Consider the following 20,529-nt stretch of genomic DNA (forward strand, 5'->3'; position numbering starts at 1 on the left):
CGCGTGGCCCGACCGCGTGAGTTCGACGAGGACGCCGTCGTCGCCGCGGCCCGCGACCGGTTCTGGGACGCGGGCTACGCGGCGACGTCGCTCAGCGACCTGACCGAGGCCACGGGGCTCGGCCGCGCGAGCCTCTATGGCGCGTTCGGCGACAAGCACGCGCTGTACCTGCGGGTGTTCGACGACTACATCGTGGGTGCGGTCGGAGGCGTCCGGGAGGCGCTGGCCGGCGACGACGCCGGTGCGCTCGAGCGGATCCGCGCCCGGCTGCTGGCGAACGCGGCCGGAGCGGCGGCGAACCCGCGCGGCTGCCTGCTCGCGCGCGGCACGGCGGAGCTCGCGGCGCGCGACGTCGACGTCGCCGAGCGGTCCGGCCGTGCGCACGAGACCATGCGCGCGGCGTACACGGCGGCGGTAGCGGCGGCGCAGCGAGCGGGGGACCTCGCGCCGTCGGCCGACCCGCACGCGCTCGGGGACCTGCTGCTGGCCGTCGATCGCGGCACCGAGGCGCTCGGCCGTGGCGGCCTCGACGAGGCGTCGCTGCGCGCGCTCGTCGAGACCGCGGTGGCCGGTCTGCCTAGGTGAACAGCGCGGTCAGGTCCAGCTCGGCCATCTCGTCGTCGGTCGGCCGGCGCTCGTAGCGCTCCGCGGCGTCCAGCAGCTTCGGCAGCACGTGGACGTCGCCGGTCGTGAGCAGGAAGACCTGCGGGTTGCCGAGCACCCAGTGGACGGCCCTGTCGATGTCGGCCTGGTCGGTGAGCGGCTCGTACCAGGTCGCGGCGGTGTGCGCGCGGCCCTCCCAGGGTGCGCGGGCGAGCGCCTTGATCGTCTGCAGGGCGACGTCGCGCGTCGCGCACAGCTCCGCGAGCTCGTCGAACGTCTCCGCGTAGCGCGGGTCGCGCATCTGGACGGCGTTGTACGGGCAGAGCACCGAGTCGAACGCGAACCGCTGCAGGCTGCGCTGGTGCATCTTCGGCACCGAGAGCCCGTGGCCGGTCACGCCGATGTGCTTGACCAGGCCCTCCTCGCGCGCCTCGAGGCAGGCTTCCAGCGCGCCGCCGGGGCTGAGCGCGACGTCCCACTCGATGACGTCGACGAGGTTGTGCAGCTGGATCGAGTCGACGTGGTCGACGCCCAGCCGCTCGAGTGACCGCCGGATTTCCTCGCGCGCCTTCGCGTACGTGCGCTCGCCGGTCTTCGTCGCCACGAAGAAGTCGTGCTCCTTGAGCCACGTGGCGATCCGCAGCTCCGCGTCGCCGTAGCTCGCGGCGACGTCGATGTGGTTGATGCCGTGCTCGAGGAGCACCTGGAGCGTGGCGTCGGCGTCCGCCTTGCTGACGTCGCCGAGGGCCGCCGCTCCGAAGATCACGCGGCTGGACTCGTGTCCGGTCGCGCCGAAGGGGGCGCGCTCGATCATCGGCCGAGCTTACGCGCTTGCCGCCGGCCGTGGCTGCGCGGCCGGCGGCGGGGCGCGGTGATCAGGCCGTGGTCGCGCGCGCGGCGTCGTTGATCAGCTGGGCGACGGCGACCGGCTGGGACACGGTCACGCCGTGGGAGGCGTCGACCTCGACGGTGGTCGAACCGGCGCGCTCGGCCATGAACCGCATCGAATCCGGCGGGACGGCGAGGTCCTGGCGGGCGATCAGCGTCCAGGAGGGAATCGTCTTCCAGGTCGCCTTGGTGGCGCGGTCCTCGAGCGCGGTGGCGGCGATCGGGCGCTGCGTGGTGGCGAGCAGCGCGGCGAGCTCCGGCTCCACGTCCGCGATGAAGACGTCGTGGTAGCGCTCCTGCTGGATGTACAGGTCCGTGCCGGTCGTGCCGTCGGGCAGCGGGAACGGGACCGGGTTGAGCGCCTCGCCGAGCTGCGCGCCGGGGAACTTGCCGGCGAGCTCGGCCGTGCTCTCGCCGACGTCCAGGTTGAAGCTGGAGATGTAGACGAGCGCTTTCACGTTCGCGGCGCCTTCGGCCGCCTCGGTCATGACCGAGCCGCCGTACGAGTGCCCCGCGACGACGACCGGCCCGTCGATGCTGTCGATGATGCTGCGGACGTAGGCGGCGTCGGCCTGCAGGCCGCGCAGCGGGTTCGCGACCGAGATGACGGTGTGGCCCTCGCGCTTGAGCGCGGGGATCACGTCGTTCCAGCTGGCGGACTCGGCGAAGGCGCCGTGGATGAGCACGATCGTGGCGGGCATGGAGAACTCGACCTCCTGGGGTGGTGGACACCTGCGGTATGCGGAATGCAATATATTGCATGACAATGTGAGATCGTCAAGTTGGTCGATGTCCACGTGCCAAGCTCGTCGCATGCCGATTCCCTCCGACGACTCGCCGGTGATCGAGCGCAAGCTGCTCCGCGACGACGTCTACGGGCGGCTGCGCAACGCGATCGTCGACGGCACGCTCGCCCCGGGCGAGCAGCTGCGCGACGCCGATCTCGCCGCGTGGCTGGGCGTGAGCCGCACCCCGGTGCGCGAGGCGCTGCTGCGGCTGTCGGAGGCCGGGCTCGTCGTCGTCCAGCCCGGCCGCTCGACCGCGGTCAGCTCGGTGGACCGGCGTGCGGTGCGGGACGCGCGCGACGTCGTGGCCGCGATGCACGAGGTGGCGGTGCGCGAGGCGGTGGGCGGCCTCACGGACACGCATCTCGACGCGATGCGCGACGCCAACCGGCGGTTCGCCCAGGCCGTCGCCGACGGCGATCTCGAGGCCGCGTTGCGCGCCGACGACGACCTGCACGGCGTGCCCGTCAGGGTCGCCGCGAACCGCGCGCTGATCGCGGTGCTGGACCAGTTCACGCCGGTGCTGCGCCGCGCCGAGCGCCTGCGGTTCTCGACGCGCAGCGGGCAGGCGTCGATCGAGCGCCACGACGAGCTGATCCGCCTGTGCGCGGCCGGCGACGCCGCCGGGGCGGCCGCGGTGGCCTTCGACACGTTCCACAGCCTCGCCGTCGACGAGGGCTGAGCGGCTTCAGGCCCGGCCGGCGAGCACGTCGGCGAGCGCGAACGAGACCGGACGGTCCAGCTGCGCGTAGCCGCACGTGCGCGGGTCGCGGTCCGGCCGCCAGCGCACGAACTGCGGCGGGTGCCGGAAGCGCGCGCCCTCCAGGTAGTCGTAGCGGACCTCGACCACCCGTTCCGGGCGCAGCGGCGTGAACGTCAGGTCCTTCTTCGGGTTCCAGCGGCTCCCGCCCTCGGGACCCTGCGTCAGCTCCGCCGCCCAGTGCCAGGGGTGCTCGGAGAAGTCGACCACGAGCGGCTGCAGCTCGGCGTAGAGCTCCCGGCGGCGGGCCATCGGGAACGCGCCGATCACGCCGACCGAGGCCAGCCGGCCGGTCTCGCCCTGCCACTGCGAAGCCGGCGCCGCCTCGTCGACGTAGAGCCCGAGCAGCAGGGACCCGATCGCCTCGGGATCGGCCTTGTGCGTGCGGTACCCGGCGAGCACGCAGTCCGCGGTGCGCACGTGCTTGATCTTCGTCATCACGCGCTTGTCCGGCTGGTAGGTGAGGTCGGGCCGCTTCGCGATCAGCCCGTCGAGCCCGGCGCCCTCGAAGCGCTCGAACCAGGCGGCGGCGGTCGCCTCGTCGCGCGTGATCGGGGTGACGTGCACGGGCGGCTCGGCGTCGCGCAGCGCCTCCTCGAGCAGCGCGCGCCGCCGCTCGAACGGCAGCCCGGTCAGGTCGTCGTCACCGAGCGCGAGCAGGTCGAACGCGACGAAGCTCGCGGGCGTCTCGGCGGCCAGCCGCGTCACCCGGCTCGCGGCCGGGTGGATGCGCTGCTGCAGCGCCCAGAAGTCCAAGCCGCCGTCGCCGGCGATCACGATCTCGCCGTCGATCACGGCCCGCGCCGGGAAGCTCGCCCGCACCGCCTCCACGACCTCCGGGAAGTACCGCGTCATCGGCCGCTCCTTGCGGCTGCCGATCTCCACCTCGTCACCGTCGCGGAAGACGATCGAGCGGAACCCGTCCCACTTGGGCTCGTAGAACTGCCCGGCGGGGATGCTCGCCGCCGGCTTGGCGAGCATCGGCGCGACGGGTGGTGTCAGCGGGAGGTCGATGCCTCGCGCCCTCAGTGCTCGATCGCGTCTTGGATGCGCGCGGTGAGCTGGTCGGGCGTCTCGCCCGGGCGCGGCTGCAGCGGGCGCGCGAAGGTGACCTTCGTCTTGCCGCGCCGGTTCAGCCCGCGGCCCTTGGGCATGACGAGCGCGGTGCCCTCGATGTGGATCGGGATGATCGGGACGCCGGCGGTGAGCGCGAGCTCGGCGACACCCGCGCGGTAGCCCTCGGGGCCTGCGCCGCGGGTGCCCTGCGGGAACAGCATCACGTTCCGGCCGCTGCGCAGGTGCGCCGCCGCGGCGGCGAGGCCGCGCCGCTGGCCGCCGCCGCGGTCGAACGGGAACGTGTTGATCCAGAAGCCGGACGCGAGCGCGTACCCGCGCTTGCGGTAGAAGCGGTCGGAGGCGGCGCCGACCACGGTGCGGCTGCGCCAGGCGTGCGGCAGCGCGAGCAGCACGAGCGGCGTGTCGATGTCGCTCTCGTGATTGGGAGCGAGGATCGCCGGCTGCGGCGCGTGGACGAGGTCCTCGGCGCCGATGATCGTCGGCATCGCGACGGCGCGCGTGGCGGGGAACAGCAGCGCCTGCTGCGCGAGCTCGCGGATCAGCGCCGGGCGGGGCTCACGCAGCCACGCCTGGTCCTCGACGCCGCGCTCGCCCCACGGGTCCTTGCCCGCCCGCAGCGTGCTCCACTTCGACGGCGCGCTCGGCGCGCGGCTGCCGGCCTTGTTCGAGCCGGCGAGCTTCTCCAGTCGGCGCCCACCGGACGCGAACTTCACGCTTCAACCTGCGCGTAGAACAGCGGCGGGCAGTGGAAGTGGGTCAGCGACGGATCGCGGCCCACGACCTGCTCGGCCATCTCGAGCGCGTCGCGCATCGTGTCGGCGCGGCGGAAGCCGAGCCGGCGGCAGGCCTCGGCGTCGCCGCCGACGAAGATCACGTCGCCGAGGTGCTGGAGGCCGTGCGCGCCCCAGTACCACATGTAGAACGGGTGCACGCCGTGGTACGCGTGGCTCGTCCGGTACAGGTGGCGGTACCACTCGTCCTCGGCGTAGCTCTTCTCGAAGCGGCGCTCGATCTCGATCGGGTCGGTCGTCGTCGCCAGCACCTCCTCGTAGAAGTCGACGTACGAGGGGTGGTGGACGGGGTGGAACTCGCGCGTGACCGGGTGCGTGAAGATCATCACGCCGCCCTCGCGCACGAGCGGGACGCCCTGGTAGAGGTTGAAGAAGTACCCGAGCCCCATGCACATCACGAGGATCGGGTTCAGGATCGAGTCGACGTTGTACGGGCCCACGTACGGCAGGCCGGCGGTGACGATGTCCGCCTGGCCGCGCACCGCGACCGCCTGCTGGGCCGCGACGTGCTCCAGCGTCACCTCGTGCACGGGGCCGACCGCGCCCGCCTGCACGCCCGTGATCGCGTACGGCGCCGTGGACTTGTGGAACAGCGCCCGGCGCAGCTTGGGGTTCATCCGGTCCGTCGTGCGCTTGAGGCCCGCGAACGTCGTCTGCTCGCGCGCCGTCCAGCGGGCTTCCGGCTTGGCCAGGAAGCCCAACGGCCCGTCGAACATGTCGTTGTTGAGCGACGTCTCGATGTGGAAGATCGGCACCGCCGCCTCGACGATGTCGCCCTGGCGCGCCGTCGAGTGGTGCATCTCCGACTTCGCCGGGTCCATGAAGGACTTCGAGTGGCGCATCGTGTGCACGTTGTGGTGCGCCTTGACGCTGTTGTACGTGCCCAGGCCGACCGCGACCGACTTGTGGCCACCGTCCATCGAGACGATGTTGATGTTCACGTAGACCAGCAGGTCCGACTCGGCCGCGCGCTTGGACAGCTCGACCATCTCGCCGTGGCGCGTCTCGCCCAGCGAGACGATCCCGTCGGGATCCTCGGCGTCGTGGTTGTAGAGCCGGTCGGGATAGAACTCGTCGAACACGCGCGCGCCGACGGCCCGCTTGAGCTCGGCCGCGGTCATCCGCCGGTGCAGCGCGAGCGCCGCGATCATGTGGATGTCCTCGACGCCCGCCCGGTAGGCGCGCTCGAGCACGTGCTCGATGATCCGCCCGCGGATGTCCGGCGTCTTCATCGGCGGCAGCGGCAGCGAGATGTCGTCGAACGCGATCGTGAGCTTCATGCCCGGGCGCAGCAGCGCGTCGAGCGGGTCCATGCCCAGGGGCGAGTCCAGCGCCGCGCAGATCGCGGCGTCGACGTCGATCAGGCCCTTCAGCGGCGGCGGCGGGTAGACGATGCGCGAGCCCACCGGCAGGCGCTCGAGCCGGAACTGCTCGCCGGAGTGGAACAGCGTCGGCGGCGAGTGCTCGTGCACCTCGACGACGCACGCCTCGCGCTCGGCGGCGGGATGGCGGCGCTTGGTGCGCTCGATCATGCGGGTCGGGGCAATGCTCATGCGGCGATCTCGAAGACGGTCTTGACGCGCCCGGCGCGTGCGGATTTGGGCGCGGTCTCCAGAGCCTTCTGGAAGCTGCGCAACGGCCAACCGCGGTCGATCAACCGACCCGGCTTCAACGTACGAGCGAAGTTCAACGCGGCGGGGAAGTCATGCTCGTAGCCGTAGGCGCCGCGCAGCTCGAGCTCGCGCAGCCACGCGGCGGCCAGGTCGACCTTCAGCTCACCCGGCATGCCGACGAGCACCACACGCCCACGCGGCCGCGTGATCGTGATCGCCTGCTCGATGCTCGTCCCCGTCCCCACGCAATCAAGTACACGGTCGAAGCCGCCAAGCAACAGCTCGCGGTTCAGATGACCGACCAATCTGCGGGAATGCGTGATCCGGGCGGCGTCGATGTAGAGGTTCTCGGGCGTGAGGACGTCGTCGGCGCCGAAGCGGCGCGCCGCGGTCTGCTGGCCCGCATGCTTGGCGACGACGATGATCGTCGCGCTCGGCGCCGCCTCGCGGACGGCGGCCAGCGTCAGCAGCCCGATCGTGCCCGCGCCGATGATGCAGATCGTCTCGCCCGGCTGGACGTCCGCCTGGCGCGCGGCGTGCAGCGCGCACGCGAGCGGCTCCACGAGCACGGCGTCCTCGTCGGACAGGTCGTCCGGCACCGTGTGCAGCTGGGACTCGTGCGCGACCAGGCCCTCGCTCCAGCCGCCGCCGGTCTCGCGGCAGAAGCCGGTCTGCAGGCCGGCGGACAGGTTCCCGTCGATCACGTTGCGGCACAGCGCCGGCAGCCCCTGCGCGCACTCGGTGCAGGGCGGCGTGACGCCGCGCACCGTGCAGCCGAGCGCGGGCTGGACGACGACGCGCTCGCCGCGTCGCGGACCCGCGCCGATCTCGCCCACGATCTCGTGGCCGGGGACGAACGGCGTGCTGGTGAGCGTGGCGAGGTGCAGCGACGCCTTGCCCGTGACGAGCGCGAGGTCCGAGCCGCAGATGCCGGTCAGCTTCGGGCGCACGGGCACCCAGCCGGGGCCGGGCACGCGCGGCGGGCGCACCTCGCTGAGCGCGAGCGAGCCCGAGCCGGGCAGCTTCGCGCGCTGGGCCACGTACCTGGCGACCGAGGGCGTGTAGGTGACGGCCTGCATGCCGCTAGATCGCCGCCTTCTCCGTGCCCCACGTCTCGATCGGCCAGCGACGGCGGCGCGCCTCGCGGGAGAGCCGGAAGTCCGGGTTGATCGCGTGCGGGTGGCCGACGAGCTCGAGCAGCGGGAGGTCCGCCAGTGAGTCCCCGTAGGCGTGGCAGTCCGACAGCTCGACGCCGTGGTCGGCGGCGAGGCGGGCGGCGAGCGACGCGCGGCCGTCGGCGGTCAGCGGCGGCTCCTCCAGCTCACCCGTGAAGCGCCCGACGCGCTCGACGAGCTTCGCGGCGTGGACCTCGTCGGCGAGGTGCTTGAGCGGGTCGACCAGGAAGTCCAGCGCGCTCGTGATCAGGATCACGCGGTCGCCACGGCGCTTGTGCTCGCGGATGCGGCGCACGGCCTCGTTCTGGATCCGCGGCTGGATGAAGTCCGGCAGCGCGTCCTCGGCCTGGCGCTTGAGCTCGCGCGCCGGGAGGTCCTTGTAGAGCTTGTAGAAGTTGCGGTTGAAGGCCGTGCGGCTGCGGCGGTCCTCGATGATCCAGCTCGGGACCTTGGTCGCCACGCCGGCCGTCCACACGAGCTTGTCCAGCTCGGGCATGTCGCGCGTGCGCAGCCAGGCGTAGAAGTGCGCGACGGTCGAGTCGAGCACGACGCCCTCGACGTCGAAGAGCGCGAGGGCGGGCGGGCCCTCGGGCGCGGGACGACGACCGGCCGAGCGGGTCTTCTTCGGCCCGGGAGGCGCCGGCACGGCGATCTTGCGCAGCGCCGGCAGGTGGACCTCGCCGAGGTAGTGGTCCCAGTCGATCTCGTCGACGTCGAAGCCGAAGCGCTCCTGGTCGTCCGGGTGCAGCGACTCCAGCAGCGCGCGGGCGTTGCGGTCGTCGAACACGCAGTCCAGCTCGCCGTAGGGCTTGTAGATCTCGTTCAGCCGCTTCAGCCGGTCGAGCTTGCGCTGGTTCTTGTGGAGCTTGAGCTCGACGTCGTTGCTGCGCGGGATCGGCAGCTTGTCGACGAGCGTGCGACCGCGCTCGAGCACCTTGGTGGCGCGGTCGAGCGTCGTCAGGATCTCGCGGCCGGAGGAGAACTTCCAGTCGGGCACGCTGACAGGCAGGCCGTCCTCGTCCGGGATCGGGAAGTCGCGGAAGTAGCGCGTCGTCATCTCGGCGAGGTCGCCGATCGTGAACGGGTTGCGCATGCCCGTGCTGACGTTGAACACCCGCGGCGTCTCCGGCGGGTGCGCCGCGGCGGCGAGGCACGCGTTCGCGACGAAGTCGACGGGGATGATGTCGATCCGGATGCTCCGGTTGGCGCCGAAGCGGCCGGGGATGATGCCGGCGCCGTAGCCGAGCATGATCGGGTCGGCGACCTTCAGCGACTCCATCCAGCCGGGGTACGGCGTGTGCAGCGCCGACTCGACGATCGCCGGGCGCACGATCGTCAGGTTGCGCGGGTTGGCCGTGATCAGCGTGCGCTCGCCGAGCGCCTTCGAGAGGCCGTAGGTGTCGCTCCAGCCGAGCGCGCGGGCGCGCTCGCGACCGCGCTCGGTCAGCTGGTCGCGGACCCACTCGTAGCGCAGGATCTCGGCGCGCGTGCCGACCGCCGGGCCGCCGGCGGGGCCGATCGCGCGGTGCGCCTCGGCGACGAAGCGGTGCTGGTGGACCGGGAGGCGCGACTCGGCCTCGATGTCCCGGCGCCACGCCTTGGCGGCGTCCAGCTCGGCGTTGAGGTCCAGCCACGGCTCGGTCGGCGCGGTGCCGGACGGCTTCTCGAGCACGAGCCCGGTGCGCATCCCGGCCGCGTAGGCGGTGGAGACGTGGATGAAGTACGGATCGCTGCCGGCGGCGCGCACGGACTCGAGCAGGCGCGCCGGGCCCTTGGAGTTGAGCTCCAGCGCCTCGTCGAGCGGCTGCTCGAACGAGACCGAGGCCGCGCAGTGGATGACGACGTCGATCCCCGCGCCGACGTCCAGGCCCTCGCGGCCGAGGTCGCCGCTGATGGCCTTGACCCGCGAGCCGTCGAGGCCCTCGCACGGGCCGCTGGTCAGGATCTCCTCGGAGAGGCGCTTGGCCGCGTCACCGCGCAGGAGCAGGGTGACGTCGGTCTCCGGCAGCTCACGCAGGATCTGGCCGAGCACGGCCTTGCCGAGGAAGCCGGAGGCTCCCGTGAGCAGAATCGTCTGGCCGGCCAGCCGCTGGCGGATGGTCGCGGGGAATACGTCTTCGTCAGGCAGAGCGAGCACCGTACCAAGGCTCTCTACTAACGTGTCAGTAGATGCCCTCTCAGGCCCGCATCTTGGAGGCGGCTCGCGGCGAGTTCGCGCTCCACGGCTACGCCGCGCGGCTGCAGGACATCGCCGAGCGGGCGGGCCTGACGCACCCCACGCTGCTCTACCACTTCAAGTCCAAGGAACGGCTCTACGCCGCGGTGATCGAGCAGGCGATGCTCGACTGGGCGGACATGACGTCGCAGGTCGTCGCGGTCGCGCCGGTCGGGTTCGACCGCGTCGCGGCGCTCGTCCGGGCGGGCATGGAGTTCTTCGCCACGCACGCCGACTTCGTCGTCATCTGGCGCCGGGAGGCGATCGAGGGTGGCGGCCGGCTCGAGGGCGCGATGGCCGAGCACATGCGCCCGTTCCTGGACCGCGCGATCGCGTTCCTGGAGCGCGAGATGGCCGCCGGCCGGCTGCGCGAGCACGACCCCAGCGAGCTGATGCAGATCGTCTACGGGGCGGTCTCCACCTACTTCTCCGACGCGGGCTTCCGGGCCCGGCTCTTCGGCGGCGACCCGACATCGGCCGAGGCGCGCGAGCGGTTCGGCGACGCGCTCACCGCGATGTTGCGGGACGCGCTGGCTCCACGTTGAGCCGGCCGCTCTTGAACGGCTTGATGTCGATCACCGCGTGCTTGTAGCCGGCGCGCTTGATCGCGGCGACGATCCCCGGCTCGGCTGACAGCGCGCGGTCCAGGTCCTCGATGGCGACTTCCAGCCGGCCGAGGATGCCGTGGTGGCGGACGCGGATCACCGGGAACCCGAGCGCCTTGACGGCCTGCTCGGCGCGGTCGATCTGCGCGAGCGTCTCGGGGTCGACCCCCGTGCCGTAGGGGATGCGGGACGCGAGGCACGGGGACGCCGGCTTCTCCGCGCTCGGCAGCTCCAGCAGGCGCGCCAGCTCTCGCACCTCGGCCTTGCTGGTGTTGACCAGCGGGTGGACGACGTCGTGCTCGGCGGCGGCCTTCAGGCCCGGACGCCAGTCGCCCTGGTCGTCCTGGTTGGCCCCGGACAGCAGCGGGACGCCGGGGTAGCGGGCTGCGAGCGTGTCGTAGAGCTCGGACTTGCAGAAGTAGCACCGGTCCCGGCCGTTGGCGCGGTAGCCCTCGCGGGCGAGCTCGTTCGTGCGGACGATCTCGTGCTCGATGCCGATGTGGGCGGCGACGCGCTGGGCGCCTTCGAGCTCGCCGCTGGCGACGCTGGGAGAGACGGCGGTGACGGCCTTCGCCTTGTCGCCGAGGGCCCGATGGGCGATCGCGGCGACGACGGAGGAGTCGACCCCGCCGGAGAACGCGACGACAGCGTGCCCGAGCTCGCGAACATAAAGCTCCAGGACGTTTAAGTTCGCCAGGACGTTTAAGTTCGTGTCAGGTCCGGGCATGGGCCTCGCTCAGGGCTCGCGCCCAGACGACCTTCACGGGCTCGCCGGTGATGCGCGCGGCGCGCTCGCAGTCGGCGTGCTCGGGGGCCAGGTTGACGACCTTGCCGTCCAGCCGGCCGACCTTGATCTTCACGGGCTCGCCGCCGACTTCGACGGTGAGGAAGTCGCGCTGCAGCTCAACCCGGTCCAGGTGCGCGACGCGGACGCCGAGCGTGCTCGTCTCGCGCAGGACGGCCTCGACTACGGCGCGCTGGTGCTCGGGCCGGGCCAGCGCCGAGAACACGAACCCGGGGCGGCCGTGCTTCATGCTCACCGGCGCGGTCCAGACGTCCAGCGCGCCGGCGGCGAAGCAGGCCGCGGCGGCGTCGGGCGCCAGCTCGGGGATGAGGTCGTCCAGGTTCGCCTCGATCAGGCTCACCGTGCCGGTCGTCGCCTCCGTGCCGATGATCGCGCGCACCACATTCGGAAACGGCTTGAGGTCCCGCGTGCCGGCGCCGTAGCCGGTCTTGTCGAGCGTCATCCGCGGCAGCGGGCCGTAGCCCTCGGCGAGCGCGGCGACCAGCGCCGCACCGGTCGGCGTGACGAGCTCCAGCTCGAGCTCGACCCCGTGGATCGGGGCCCCCTTGAGCAGCTCGAGCGTGGCGGGCGCGGGCAGCGGCAGGTTGCCGTGCGCGGCCTTCACGAACCCCCGGCCCATCGGCAGCGGCGAGCACAGCACCTTGTCGATGCCCAGCGACTCCAGCGCGAGCGCGACGCCGACGATCTCGCCGATCGCGTCGATCGCGCCGACCTCGTGGAAGTGCACGCGCTCCGGCGGCATGTCGTGGATGCGGCCCTCGGCGATCGCGAGCCGCTTGAACGCCTCCTGTGCCCGCGCCGCCGCCCGCTCCGGCAGGTCGGCGGCCGCGATCAGCTCGCGGATCGTCCCCCAGTCGCGGTGCGGCTGCTCGGCCGCGCCGGTGACCGTCGTCGTGACGGCGGTGATGCCGTGCCGGTCGGCGGTGCCGCGCTCGACCTCGAGCTCGAACGCGGAGAGGTCCACCGTCGCGCCCGCGTCCAGGAGCGCCCCGAGCAGCATGTCGCCCGCGACGCCGCCGATGCAGTCCACGTACAGGACCCGGGTCATGCGCTCTGCCTCGCGATCCGCGCGGCGATCGTCCCCGCGCCGAAGCCGTCGTCGATGTTCACCACAGCCACGCCCGCGGCGCAGCTCGTGATCATCGCCAGCAGGGCGGAGACGCCGCCGAACGTCGCGCCGTAGCCCGTGCTCGTCGGCACGGCGATCACCGGCGCGCCGACGAGCCCGCCGACCACCGACGCCAGCGCCGCGTCCCACCCGGCCACGACGACCACGCAGTCGGCGCGCTTGAGGTCCGGCAGCGCGGGCTCGAGCCGGTGCAGCCCGGCCACGCCCGCGTCCACGTGCACCACCACGTTGGTGCCGAGCAGCTCGGCGCGCACCTGCGCCTCGCGCACGACCGGGAGGTCGGACGTGCCCCCGGACACGATCGCGACGGTCCCGCGCGCCTCCGGCACGTCACGCGCCACCCACGCGAGCCGCGCCCGCTCGTCCTCCTGCGCGTCCGGCGCGACCTCGCGCAGCGCGGCGCGCGCCTCCGCGTCGGCCCGCGTGACCAGCACGCTGGACGCCTCGGCGTCCAGCAACGCCTGCGCGATCGCCCGGATCTCCGCGGGCGTCTTGCCCTCGGCCACGATCGCCTCGGGCGCGCCTTGACGGGCCTCGCGGCTGGTGTCCACCCGCGCGAAGCCGAGGTCGGCAAAAGAGTCCATCTGGCTTCGCAGGTTATCCGCGGGGTACGGCCAGCCCCACCGGCGTGAGGTGGGTTGCAGGTCGGGAACTGACGCGCTGGCCCCCTGGGGAGAGAAATCACTCCGAAGGACTATTCACTGCACACCCCGACCTGCCGAGGATCCCGTCATGACCACCAGCACGCACGAGCTCGCCCACCGCGCCAACGACGGCATCTCCGTGACGATGTCCTGGGACGCGGTCACCGATCGGGTGACGGTGGCGGTCACCGACTCCAAGACCGACGACGCGTTCGAGGTCGTCGTGGCCCCGGGCGAGCGGGCCATGGACGTCTTTCATCATCCGTACGCGTACCGGGCGGTGCGCGAGGACCGCAGCGGCGCGAGGCTCGTCCAGACGACATGAGCGGGCGCAAGATGGGATGATCCCGGTCGCGATGGTGAACGCGACCGACCTCACGGTTGTGCTGCGTGACGAGCCGGGCGGCCTCGCCCGGGTCGCCGAGGTCGCCGTGACGGCCGGGGTGCACCTGCGCGGGCTCGCGGGGTTCACCGGAGACGAGCACGGGTTCGTGCACGCGCTGGTGGACACGAGCGACGTCGCGGCGGTCACCGCCGCGCTCAAGCAGGCGCGGATCAAGGTGGCCGACTCGCGCGAGGTGCTGGTGGTGCCGGTCGGGCCCGGTGGGCTGGTCGACGTCATGCGCTCGCTGGCCGAGGGCAACGTCAACGTGGACCTCGCGTACACCGCGCTCGGGGGCGACCGGGTCGTGATCGCCACCGACGACATCTACAACGCACGCGAAGCGCTCACTTAGGCTGGTAACTTGCCGCCGGCATGGCGGTGTGCCGGATCTGCTCGGGCGAGCTCGAGCTGCGCGTACGCGGCAACGGAGCCGCGGTTACCGCTGCCCATTTCTCGCCGTCCGCGCACCTGGTCGGCCAGCACGGTGACCTGCTCGGCTGCGTCGAGTGCGGCACGATCCAGCAGCCGGTGCTGCCGCAGGGCGCCGCGCTGCACGCGCTGTACCGCGAGATGCGCGACGACGACTACCTCGCCGAGGAAGCGGGCCGGCGCGCGACCGCCAAACGGCTGCTCGACCTGATCGCCGCGCACCGGCCGGACGGCCGCCTGCTCGACGTCGGCTGCGGGCACGGGCTCCTGCTCGACGAGGCGCGCAAGCGCGGGTACGAGACGGTCGGGCTCGAGCTGAGCCGCTCGAACGCCCGCCACGCGCGCGAGGCGCTCGGGCTCGATGTCAGAGAAGTGCCCTTGGAGGCGTTCGAGCACGCGACGAACGGCGACGCGCCCGGCGCCTTCGACGCGATCGTGCTCGCCGACGTGATCGAGCACCTCGACGACCCGGTGGCCGCGATCGACCAGTGCGCCGCGCTGCTGCGGCCGGGCGGCGTGCTGTGCGTCGTCACGCCCGACCCCGCCTCGCTGACCGCGAAGGTCGCGGGGAAGCGCTGGTGGGGCTACCTGCCGGCGCACACGGTGCTGCTTCCACGCCGCACGCTGCGCGAGCTGATCAGCGCCGCCGGGCTCGTGATCTCCGACGACGTGCCGTTCAAGCGGACGTTCGCCGCCAAGCGCTGGGTCGGTGGGCTGGCCGAACGGCTGCCGGCCGGCGAGTCGCTCGCCGCGCTCGCGGATCGCCTGCCGCCGGTGCAGCTCTCGCTCAGCCTCGGCGACGAGCGCGTGATCCTCGCGCACCGCACGCCGGTCACGCCCGCCGCGGAGCCGCTGCTGCGGCACACGAACGGCCGTGCGCCGATCCACGTCGTGCTGCCCGCGTACCGGGCGGTGCGCACGATTCCGGACGTCGTCGCGCAGATGCCCAAGGACGCGGCCGACCACGCGCTGCTGATCGACGACGCGTCCCCGGACGAGACAACCACGGTCGCGCTGCTGCACGGCCTGGACGTGCTCCGCCACCCCGCGAACCGCGGCTACGGCGGGTCGCAGAAGACGGGCTACACCCGCGCGCTGCGCGACGGCGCGGCCGTGATCGTGATGGTCCACGCCGACAACCAGTACGACCCCGGCCTCGTCGCCGACATGGCCGAGCCGATCCTCGCGGGCGACGCCGACGTCGTGATCGGGTCGCGGCTGCTGGTCGACCGCGCGGTCGCGGGCGGGATGCCGCGCTGGAAGTGGGTCGGCAACCGGCTGCTGACCGGGATCGAGAACGCGGTGTTCGGCGTGCGCTTCTCCGAGTACCACACGGGCTATCGCGCCTTCAGCGCCGACTTCCTGCGCTCGGTGCCGTTCCTGCGCAACTCCGACGACTTCGTGTTCGACCAGGAGATATTCGCCCAGATGCTCGCGCGCGGCGCGCGTGTGGTCGAGATCCCGATCCCGACGCGCTACTTCCACGAGGCCTCGAGCGTCGACCTGGTCACCAGCCTTCGCTACGCGTTCAAGACGCTGTGGGTGCTCGCGCGGTTCAGGCTGGACCGCCGCTGGACCCTGCTGCGCCGACCCGCCGCATGGCTCTCAGCACGCGACGACTAGCGATCGCGATCCTGGCCGCCGCGCTGGCGATCCGCGTCGCGTGGGTCTTCGCGACGCCGGACTACCGGCTCGTGCACGACGCGCTCGACTACAACCGCCACGCGATCTCGCTCGCCAACGGCGACGGCTTCGCGCTCAGCTACGGCCGCCCGACCGCGTTCCGCCCGCCCGCGTATCCGCTCTTCCTCGCCGGCGTCTACTGGATCTTCGGACCCTCGCTGGAGTGGGCGCGGCTGGCCAACGCGCTGGTGGGTACCGGCATCGTCGCGCTGATCGGCGTGATCGCCTTCCAGGTCTGGGGCCGGCGCGTCGCGCTGATCGCGATGGCGCTCGGCGCGGTCTACATCCCGCTGATCCTCGTCGGCCAGTCCGTGATGAGCGAGCCGCTGTTCGTGCTCTGCCTGCTGGGGGCGATCGCGTGCGCGATCCAGCGCTGGCCGGTCGCCGCGGGCGTGCTGATGGGGCTCGCGGTGCTCGGCCGGGCCAACGCGCTGATCCTGCTGCTGCCGCTCGCGTGGGCGGTCTGGAAGGGACCCAAGCCCGCGCTGATCATGGTCGTCGCCTGCGCGCTGACGATCGTGCCGTGGACGATCCGCAACTACGTCGTGCTCGACCACTTCGTGCCGGTCTCCACGCAGCTGGGAAGCGCGCTCGCCGGCACCTACAACAGCGAGGCGATGAACAACCGGGAGAACCCGGCCGCGTGGATGTCGCTCAAGCGAGTCGACGACTACCGGCCGATCTTCAACCGCGTCCGCGAGACGAACGAGGCCGTGCTGGAGCAGGAGCTGCGCAGCGCGTCGCTGGACTACATCAAGGACCATCCCGGCTCGCCCCTGAAGGTCGCCTACTGGACCACGCGCCGGATGCTCGACCTCGGCGGCTGGGACTGGGCGATCCACACCGCGGGAACGGTCAGCGCCGGCAAGCGCGCGGGCGCGGCGGGGATCATCTGCTTCTGGGCGTTCGCGCTGCTGGCGATCGGCGGCGCGTTCACCCGACGCGCCCGCGAGGCGCCGCTGTGGCTGTGGGCCGTGCCGGTGCTGATGTACCTCGGCGTGGTCTTCCTGGTGGTCGAGACGCCGCGCTACCGGCTGGCGATCGACCCGTTCGTGATCATGCTCGCCGCGCTGGCGGTCTCAGCGCTCACGACCAAGCGGGCCCAGGTCCCATAGCCCCTCGTCGTGCGGCTCCTCGAGCCAGGCGCGCGCGTCGGTGCGGCCTCGCTCGATCAGCGCCTTCGCGAACTCGGGCGCGAAGAACAGGTAGCTGAGCAGCTCGCCGTGCAGCGGGTCGGCGTCGGCGTCGATCAGCCGGCCGAGGAACGCGAGCTGCGGGGAGCGCGCCGCGTGCAGCAGCCCGCCGTAGTGCTTGCGGAAGACGTCGCGGGCGATCTGGCCGATCGTGTCGCGTTCGGGCGGCGCGACGAAGATGTACGGGATCCGCCGCTCGGGGCCGGCGAGCCGGTTGATCGTGGTCAGCGTCTGCAGGTCCTCCACGAGCGGGTCGGCGAGGAGCGCGTCGAGCACGAGCGCGGCGCCCGCGGCGAGGTCCGGGCGGTCGTCGGCGCCCGGTTGGCCGGGGTGGATCGAGTGCAGGCCGATCACGATCACCCGCTTGGCGCCGAACGCCAGCGCCGGCTTGATCGGCGCGTTCAGCCGCGTGCCGCCGTCGAAGTGCCACCCGTCGGCGAGCCGGACGGCCGGGAACAGCGCGGGGATCGCCGACGACGCGCGCACGTGGGTCTCGGTGAGCGCGGCCGGCACGTAGTCGATCCCGCGCTTGTCGTCGCGCACGCTGTCCGGCGTGCCGCCGGTGTGGAAGACGATGCTGCGGCCGGTGCGCGCCGACAGCGTCACCACCGCGGCGGTGATCAGCTGGCCGTTGTCGACGTGCTCGCCGATCGCGTCGAACGGGATCGCGCGCTCGAGGGTCGGGCCGAGCGGCGTCGTGTCCAGCAGCGACGGGATGTCGAGCGACAGCAGGCCCGTGAAGTTGACGGCGCCGCGCGCCAGGCGCTCGAGGTCCTTCAGCGAGGGCGTGGCCATCACGTCGCCCCAGTGCAGGCGCTCCCACACCTCGCGGCCCGCGGCGAGCGTGGGGTCGCCGCCGTCCGGGACGGTCGCGGCGATGTAGGAGCCGTTGATCGCGCCGACGCTCGCCCCGACGATGATGTTCGGCCGCTCGTTGACCGGCAGCGCGGGAAGCAGGACGGACAGCACGCCGGCCTCGTACGCGCCCCGCGCGCCGCCACCGGCGAGGACGAGGCCGACCGGATTACGCGAGGGCACGGGCCACCGTCGTCAGGAACGAGCGCGCGGTGGCGAGGTGCGTGCGCAGCTCCTCCTGCGTGAGCCCCACCTCGTAGGCGCGGTGATGGCACGCGTTCGAGAGCGCCGTCCACGCGAAGTCGGCCTCGCGCGCCTCGGGCTTGTCGCCGAGGTAGGCCGGCAGGCACACCCAGCGGTCGCGCAGGCTCGTGTCCAGCATCCCGGCCGCCTTGTCGTTCCAGAACACGTCGAGCGTGCGCTCGAGCGACTGGCGGATCAGCGCCGCGGCGGCGTGCGGCCACGCGCCGGACGTGCTCGGGTCGAACTCGTCGAGCTGACGCTGCGCCTCGTCGAGCACCTTCGAGACGGTCAGGCGCTCGCTCACTTGGCGGTCGTCTCCAGGTCGCGGATGAAGCTGCGCGTGCTGTCCGGGAGGTGGGCGAGCGTCTCGCGCTCGAGCACGTTGCCGTGCGCGCCGCGGTTGAGCGCGGCGATCAGCGCGGCCGGGCGGTCGCCGTAGCGGCGCTTGATCTCGGCGCCGACCTCGCCGTGGCGGCCGGCGTCGCCGAACAGCACCAGCGCGAGCGTCTCGCGCAGCGACCGCGCCTCGGCGATCTGCTCGTCGGCCTCGGTGAGGTCCGTGCCGTGCTGGGCGGCGCGGCGGCGGACGATGTTCGCCGCGGCCGCCTCGACCGCGCTGCGGCAGAACATCGGCACCACGCGCGCCTGCACCTCGACCGGCAGCCGGTCCGGCTTGGCGTAGCCGCGCGCGCCGTCGAGGTAGCGCTGGACCGGGCTGCGCGAGACCTGCACGTCCACCGACGACTGCGCGCGGCGGTCGACGTGCAGCATCGTCGCGTCCAGCCGCAGCCGCCGGATCGCCTCCGGCAGACGGTCGTCGTGCGTGAAGACGATGATCTGGCGCGTGCGGGCGGCGCGGTGCAGCACCTTGGCCAGGCCGTCGACCTTCGCGGGGTCCATCGCCTGCACCGGGTCGTCGATCACGGCGAAGCGGAAGGGGGACTCCTCGAGCGCCGCGCGCGGGAGGAAGACCGACACGGAGAGCGCGAGCAGCTCGCCCTGGGACATCACGCCGAGCGCGTTGGCCTCGGTGTCGTCGGCGCGCACGTCGAAGTCCGCGCGGCCGCCCTTGCCGACCTTCTTGAGCGTGATCTCGTGCAGGTCGACCGAGCTGCCCTGGCGCAGCTCCTGCCAGTTGGCGATCGCGGACTGGGAGATCGGGGCGAAGCGCTCGCGTCGCAGCTCGTCGGTGGCGCCCTTGAGCCACTTCTCGGCGTCCTTGATCGCCTTCAGCGTGGCCGCCGCGGTCTCCACGTCCTTCGCGCGCCCGAGCCAGCCGCGCAGCTGGCCGGCCAGCTCCTGCCAGGCGGCGCCCTTGCGCTCGAGCTCGGTCGCGGCGCGCTGGGTGAGGTCGCGCAACGCGGCCGTCGAGGCCTTCAGCTCCTCCTCGCTCGCGCGCGCGAGCTCGAGCTCCTCGTCGACCAGCCCGAGATGCCGGGCGGCGTGCGGCGCGGCGAGCGCGTTGCCGTCCAGCAGCGACTCCACGCGCCGGCGCGCGACGGCCAGCTGCGCGTTCGCGCGCGTGAGCGCCTGCGCCTCCTCTTCGAGCTGCGCGGCCTCCTCCTGGGCGGCGGCGACCCACGCCTCGTCGAGCACGTCGGGGGTCTTGCACACCGGGCAGTCGTCGGTGAGGCGCTGCGGGTCCTTGAACGCGAGCGCCTGGCGCAGCAGAGCGGCCAGGTTCGTGGCGCGCGCCGCGTCGGTGGCGCTCGCGTCGGCGTGCGCGCGCTCGGCGCCCTTGAGGTCCTGGAACGCGTCGCGGATGTCGGTGTCCGAGGGGAGCGCGAGCGCAGCCAGCCGGCGCAGCAGCGTCAGGTCCTCGGTGTAGCTCGGGGTCTCCTCCAGCAGCCCTTCCAGCTGCGCGAGGTCGGGCTTGCGGCCGCCGATCGCGGACCCCACCAGCGCGGAGCGGTCGTCCTCGGGGTCGAGCCGGGCGAGCAGCTGGTCGCGCTCGGCTGTGACCGCTTTGCGCTGCCCGTCGAGCTGCAGGCGCGTCTGCGCGAGCTGCGCGGCGAGCGCGTCCAGGTCGCCGAGGCCGAGCACGGGCGTGAGCGCGTCGTACAGCGAGCTCAGCGTGTCGAACATCGTCGCCAGCTCCGCGTACGCGAGGAACGGCCGGAAGCTCGGCAGGTCGCGGTCCCAGCCGTGCTGCGCGAGCGTGGCGGCCGGTTGCGCGCGCCCGCTGGCGTCCCCGTACGGCGCGCCGTGCGGCCATTGCTGGTCCAGCGTGACGACCTCGCCGCCCTCGAGCTGCAGCTGCGCGGCGATCGTCGTCGGCGCGGTGTGGTGCAGGCACTGCCACGTCTCGCTCCACGCCTTCGGACGCTTCTCCCAGCGCTTGAGCGCGCCGGTCATCAGCAGCTCCAGCCCTTCGGCGAACGACGACTTGCCGCTGCCGTTGCGGCCCACCACGACCGTGAGCCCGGGCGACGGGTCGAGCTTGAGCGTCGCCGGCCGCCCGATCCCCCGGAACCCCTCGACCGTGACCTCCTTCAGCCACACCGGCGGCGAGGTGTTCGTCGTCGGCGCGGGCGCGGCGCTGTCGGCGGCCACCTCGATCACGCGCTTGGCCTCGTCGTCGAGGTCGCTCGCGCCGAGCCGCTCCAGCAGGAGGGTGCGAAGTACCGGATCCATCGACCCGCGATCGTAGA

General features: G+C 72.7%; 20 protein-coding genes. 7 read left to right on the top strand and 13 right to left on the bottom strand.

Going from position 1 to position 20,529, the window contains the following annotated elements; all coding sequences use genetic code 11:
- Window positions 1-3 precede the first annotated feature (3 nt).
- A complete protein-coding gene (locus tag C8N24_RS16260) occupies window positions 4-585 on the top strand; it encodes a TetR/AcrR family transcriptional regulator (protein WP_121251516.1) in 582 nt (193 codons plus the stop codon).
- On the opposite strand, the gene C8N24_RS16265 is transcribed toward C8N24_RS16260, so the two are convergent.
- A complete protein-coding gene (locus tag C8N24_RS16265; protein WP_121251518.1) occupies window positions 578-1,417 on the bottom strand; it encodes an aldo/keto reductase in 840 nt (279 codons plus the stop codon). The two genes, C8N24_RS16260 and C8N24_RS16265, sit on opposite strands and share 8 nt — an antisense overlap.
- 61 nt (window positions 1,418-1,478) lie before the next feature.
- On the bottom strand, window positions 1,479-2,192 hold the full coding sequence (locus C8N24_RS16270; protein ID WP_121251520.1) for an alpha/beta fold hydrolase: 714 nt from the start codon (window positions 2,190-2,192) through the stop codon (window positions 1,479-1,481).
- A 112-nt stretch (window positions 2,193-2,304) separates the two neighbouring features.
- Between C8N24_RS16270 and C8N24_RS16275 the strand changes: the two genes are divergently transcribed.
- Window positions 2,305-2,958 carry a GntR family transcriptional regulator gene (locus C8N24_RS16275; protein ID WP_121251522.1) on the top strand — a complete coding sequence of 218 codons (654 nt, stop codon included), beginning with the start codon at window positions 2,305-2,307 and terminating at the stop codon, window positions 2,956-2,958.
- A 6-nt stretch (window positions 2,959-2,964) separates the two neighbouring features.
- Here the strand turns inward: C8N24_RS16275 and C8N24_RS16280 are convergent, their stop codons facing one another.
- From C8N24_RS16280 to C8N24_RS16300, 5 genes are read right to left on the bottom strand one after another with little or no spacing between them, the layout of a single operon-like run.
- Window positions 2,965-4,050 (bottom strand): ATP-dependent DNA ligase, encoded by a 1,086-nt coding sequence (locus tag C8N24_RS16280; RefSeq protein WP_121251524.1) that lies wholly within the window; start codon window positions 4,048-4,050, stop codon window positions 2,965-2,967.
- A gap of 11 nt (window positions 4,051-4,061) precedes the next feature.
- Window positions 4,062-4,826, bottom strand: a complete 765-nt coding sequence (locus C8N24_RS16285) for a lysophospholipid acyltransferase family protein (RefSeq protein WP_121251527.1) — start codon at window positions 4,824-4,826, stop codon at window positions 4,062-4,064.
- Window positions 4,823-6,436, bottom strand: coding sequence for an NPN-dependent hydroxyacid isomerase, LarAH14/15/16 family (gene larAH, locus C8N24_RS16290; protein WP_121251529.1), 1,614 nt, complete (start codon window positions 6,434-6,436; stop codon window positions 4,823-4,825). The genes C8N24_RS16285 and larAH overlap by 4 nt, the downstream gene beginning before the upstream one ends.
- Before the next feature lie 17 nt (window positions 6,437-6,453).
- Entirely contained in the window at window positions 6,454-7,596 is a 1,143-nt protein-coding gene (locus tag C8N24_RS16295; protein ID WP_121251531.1) for a zinc-dependent alcohol dehydrogenase, read from the bottom strand.
- 4 nt (window positions 7,597-7,600) lie between these two features.
- Window positions 7,601-9,829 carry an SDR family oxidoreductase gene (locus C8N24_RS16300; protein ID WP_121251533.1) on the bottom strand — a complete coding sequence of 743 codons (2,229 nt, stop codon included), beginning with the start codon at window positions 9,827-9,829 and terminating at the stop codon, window positions 7,601-7,603.
- A gap of 32 nt (window positions 9,830-9,861) precedes the next feature.
- Here C8N24_RS16300 and C8N24_RS16305 point away from each other — a divergent pair, with 32 nt between their 5' ends.
- Window positions 9,862-10,452 (top strand): TetR/AcrR family transcriptional regulator, encoded by a 591-nt coding sequence (locus C8N24_RS16305; RefSeq protein ID WP_121251535.1) that lies wholly within the window; start codon window positions 9,862-9,864, stop codon window positions 10,450-10,452.
- On the opposite strand, the gene larE is transcribed toward C8N24_RS16305, so the two are convergent.
- The 3 genes from larE to larB are packed head-to-tail and all read right to left on the bottom strand — an operon-like array spanning window position 10,415 to window position 13,030.
- Window positions 10,415-11,239: an ATP-dependent sacrificial sulfur transferase LarE gene (gene larE, locus C8N24_RS16310; protein WP_121251537.1), complete on the bottom strand. Its 825-nt coding sequence runs from the start codon at window positions 11,237-11,239 to the stop codon at window positions 10,415-10,417. The two genes, C8N24_RS16305 and larE, sit on opposite strands and share 38 nt — an antisense overlap.
- Window positions 11,226-12,365 carry a nickel pincer cofactor biosynthesis protein LarC gene (gene larC / locus C8N24_RS16315; RefSeq protein WP_121251539.1) on the bottom strand — a complete coding sequence of 380 codons (1,140 nt, stop codon included), beginning with the start codon at window positions 12,363-12,365 and terminating at the stop codon, window positions 11,226-11,228. The genes larE and larC overlap by 14 nt, the downstream gene beginning before the upstream one ends.
- Window positions 12,362-13,030 carry a nickel pincer cofactor biosynthesis protein LarB gene (larB, locus tag C8N24_RS16320; protein ID WP_121251541.1) on the bottom strand — a complete coding sequence of 223 codons (669 nt, stop codon included), beginning with the start codon at window positions 13,028-13,030 and terminating at the stop codon, window positions 12,362-12,364. The genes larC and larB overlap by 4 nt, the downstream gene beginning before the upstream one ends.
- Window positions 13,031-13,178: 148 nt before the next feature.
- On the opposite strand from larB, the gene C8N24_RS16325 reads away from it, so the two are divergent.
- The 4 genes from C8N24_RS16325 to C8N24_RS16340 are packed head-to-tail and all read left to right on the top strand — an operon-like array spanning window position 13,179 to window position 16,702.
- Window positions 13,179-13,415, top strand: a complete 237-nt coding sequence (locus tag C8N24_RS16325; protein WP_121251543.1) for a hypothetical protein — start codon at window positions 13,179-13,181, stop codon at window positions 13,413-13,415.
- 16 nt (window positions 13,416-13,431) lie between these two features.
- Complete coding sequence (locus C8N24_RS16330; RefSeq protein ID WP_121251545.1) at window positions 13,432-13,827, top strand: amino acid-binding protein; 396 nt, start codon at window positions 13,432-13,434, stop codon at window positions 13,825-13,827.
- A 20-nt stretch (window positions 13,828-13,847) separates the two neighbouring features.
- The gene (locus C8N24_RS16335) at window positions 13,848-15,527 is read left to right on the top strand and encodes a methyltransferase domain-containing protein (protein ID WP_121251547.1); all 1,680 of its coding nucleotides are present in this window, start codon (window positions 13,848-13,850) and stop codon (window positions 15,525-15,527) included.
- Complete coding sequence (locus C8N24_RS16340; RefSeq protein WP_121251549.1) at window positions 15,503-16,702, top strand: ArnT family glycosyltransferase; 1,200 nt, start codon at window positions 15,503-15,505, stop codon at window positions 16,700-16,702. Before C8N24_RS16335 ends, C8N24_RS16340 begins: the two co-directional genes overlap by 25 nt.
- Here C8N24_RS16340 and C8N24_RS16345 read toward each other — a convergent pair.
- From C8N24_RS16345 to C8N24_RS16350, 3 genes are read right to left on the bottom strand one after another with little or no spacing between them, the layout of a single operon-like run.
- Window positions 16,667-17,818 (bottom strand): patatin-like phospholipase family protein, encoded by a 1,152-nt coding sequence (locus tag C8N24_RS16345; RefSeq protein ID WP_121251551.1) that lies wholly within the window; start codon window positions 17,816-17,818, stop codon window positions 16,667-16,669. The genes C8N24_RS16340 and C8N24_RS16345 overlap by 36 nt on opposite strands.
- Window positions 17,805-18,182 carry a hypothetical protein gene (locus C8N24_RS34020; RefSeq protein WP_170179134.1) on the bottom strand — a complete coding sequence of 126 codons (378 nt, stop codon included), beginning with the start codon at window positions 18,180-18,182 and terminating at the stop codon, window positions 17,805-17,807. The genes C8N24_RS16345 and C8N24_RS34020 overlap by 14 nt, the downstream gene beginning before the upstream one ends.
- Window positions 18,179-20,512, bottom strand: a complete 2,334-nt coding sequence (locus tag C8N24_RS16350; RefSeq protein ID WP_147447833.1) for an ATP-binding protein — start codon at window positions 20,510-20,512, stop codon at window positions 18,179-18,181. The genes C8N24_RS34020 and C8N24_RS16350 overlap by 4 nt, the downstream gene beginning before the upstream one ends.
- Between the last annotated feature and the right edge of the window lie 17 nt (window positions 20,513-20,529).

The organism is Solirubrobacter pauli (genome assembly GCF_003633755.1).
Classification (GTDB): Bacteria; Actinomycetota; Thermoleophilia; order Solirubrobacterales; family Solirubrobacteraceae; genus Solirubrobacter; species Solirubrobacter pauli.

Bases quoted from the DNA above. Each gene is read 5' to 3' on its own strand.
- C8N24_RS16265 (WP_121251518.1), bottom strand. From the start codon at position 1,417: ATGATCGAGCGCGCCCCCTTCGGCGCGACCGGACACGAGTCCAGCCGC.
- C8N24_RS16270 (WP_121251520.1), bottom strand. From the start codon at position 2,192: ATGCCCGCCACGATCGTGCTCATCCACGGCGCCTTCGCCGAGTCCGCC.
- C8N24_RS16275 (WP_121251522.1), top strand. From the start codon at position 2,305: ATGCCGATTCCCTCCGACGACTCGCCGGTGATCGAGCGCAAGCTGCTC.
- larAH (WP_121251529.1), bottom strand. From the start codon at position 6,436: ATGATCGAGCGCACCAAGCGCCGCCATCCCGCCGCCGAGCGCGAGGCG.
- C8N24_RS16295 (WP_121251531.1), bottom strand. From the start codon at position 7,596: ATGCAGGCCGTCACCTACACGCCCTCGGTCGCCAGGTACGTGGCCCAG.
- C8N24_RS16305 (WP_121251535.1), top strand. From the start codon at position 9,862: ATGCCCTCTCAGGCCCGCATCTTGGAGGCGGCTCGCGGCGAGTTCGCG.
- larE (WP_121251537.1), bottom strand. From the start codon at position 11,239: ATGCCCGGACCTGACACGAACTTAAACGTCCTGGCGAACTTAAACGTC.
- larC (WP_121251539.1), bottom strand. From the start codon at position 12,365: ATGACCCGGGTCCTGTACGTGGACTGCATCGGCGGCGTCGCGGGCGAC.
- larB (WP_121251541.1), bottom strand. From the start codon at position 13,030: ATGGACTCTTTTGCCGACCTCGGCTTCGCGCGGGTGGACACCAGCCGC.
- C8N24_RS16325 (WP_121251543.1), top strand. From the start codon at position 13,179: ATGACCACCAGCACGCACGAGCTCGCCCACCGCGCCAACGACGGCATC.
- C8N24_RS16330 (WP_121251545.1), top strand. From the start codon at position 13,432: ATGATCCCGGTCGCGATGGTGAACGCGACCGACCTCACGGTTGTGCTG.
- C8N24_RS16335 (WP_121251547.1), top strand. From the start codon at position 13,848: ATGGCGGTGTGCCGGATCTGCTCGGGCGAGCTCGAGCTGCGCGTACGC.
- C8N24_RS16340 (WP_121251549.1), top strand. From the start codon at position 15,503: ATGGCTCTCAGCACGCGACGACTAGCGATCGCGATCCTGGCCGCCGCG.
- C8N24_RS16350 (WP_147447833.1), bottom strand. From the start codon at position 20,512: ATGGATCCGGTACTTCGCACCCTCCTGCTGGAGCGGCTCGGCGCGAGC.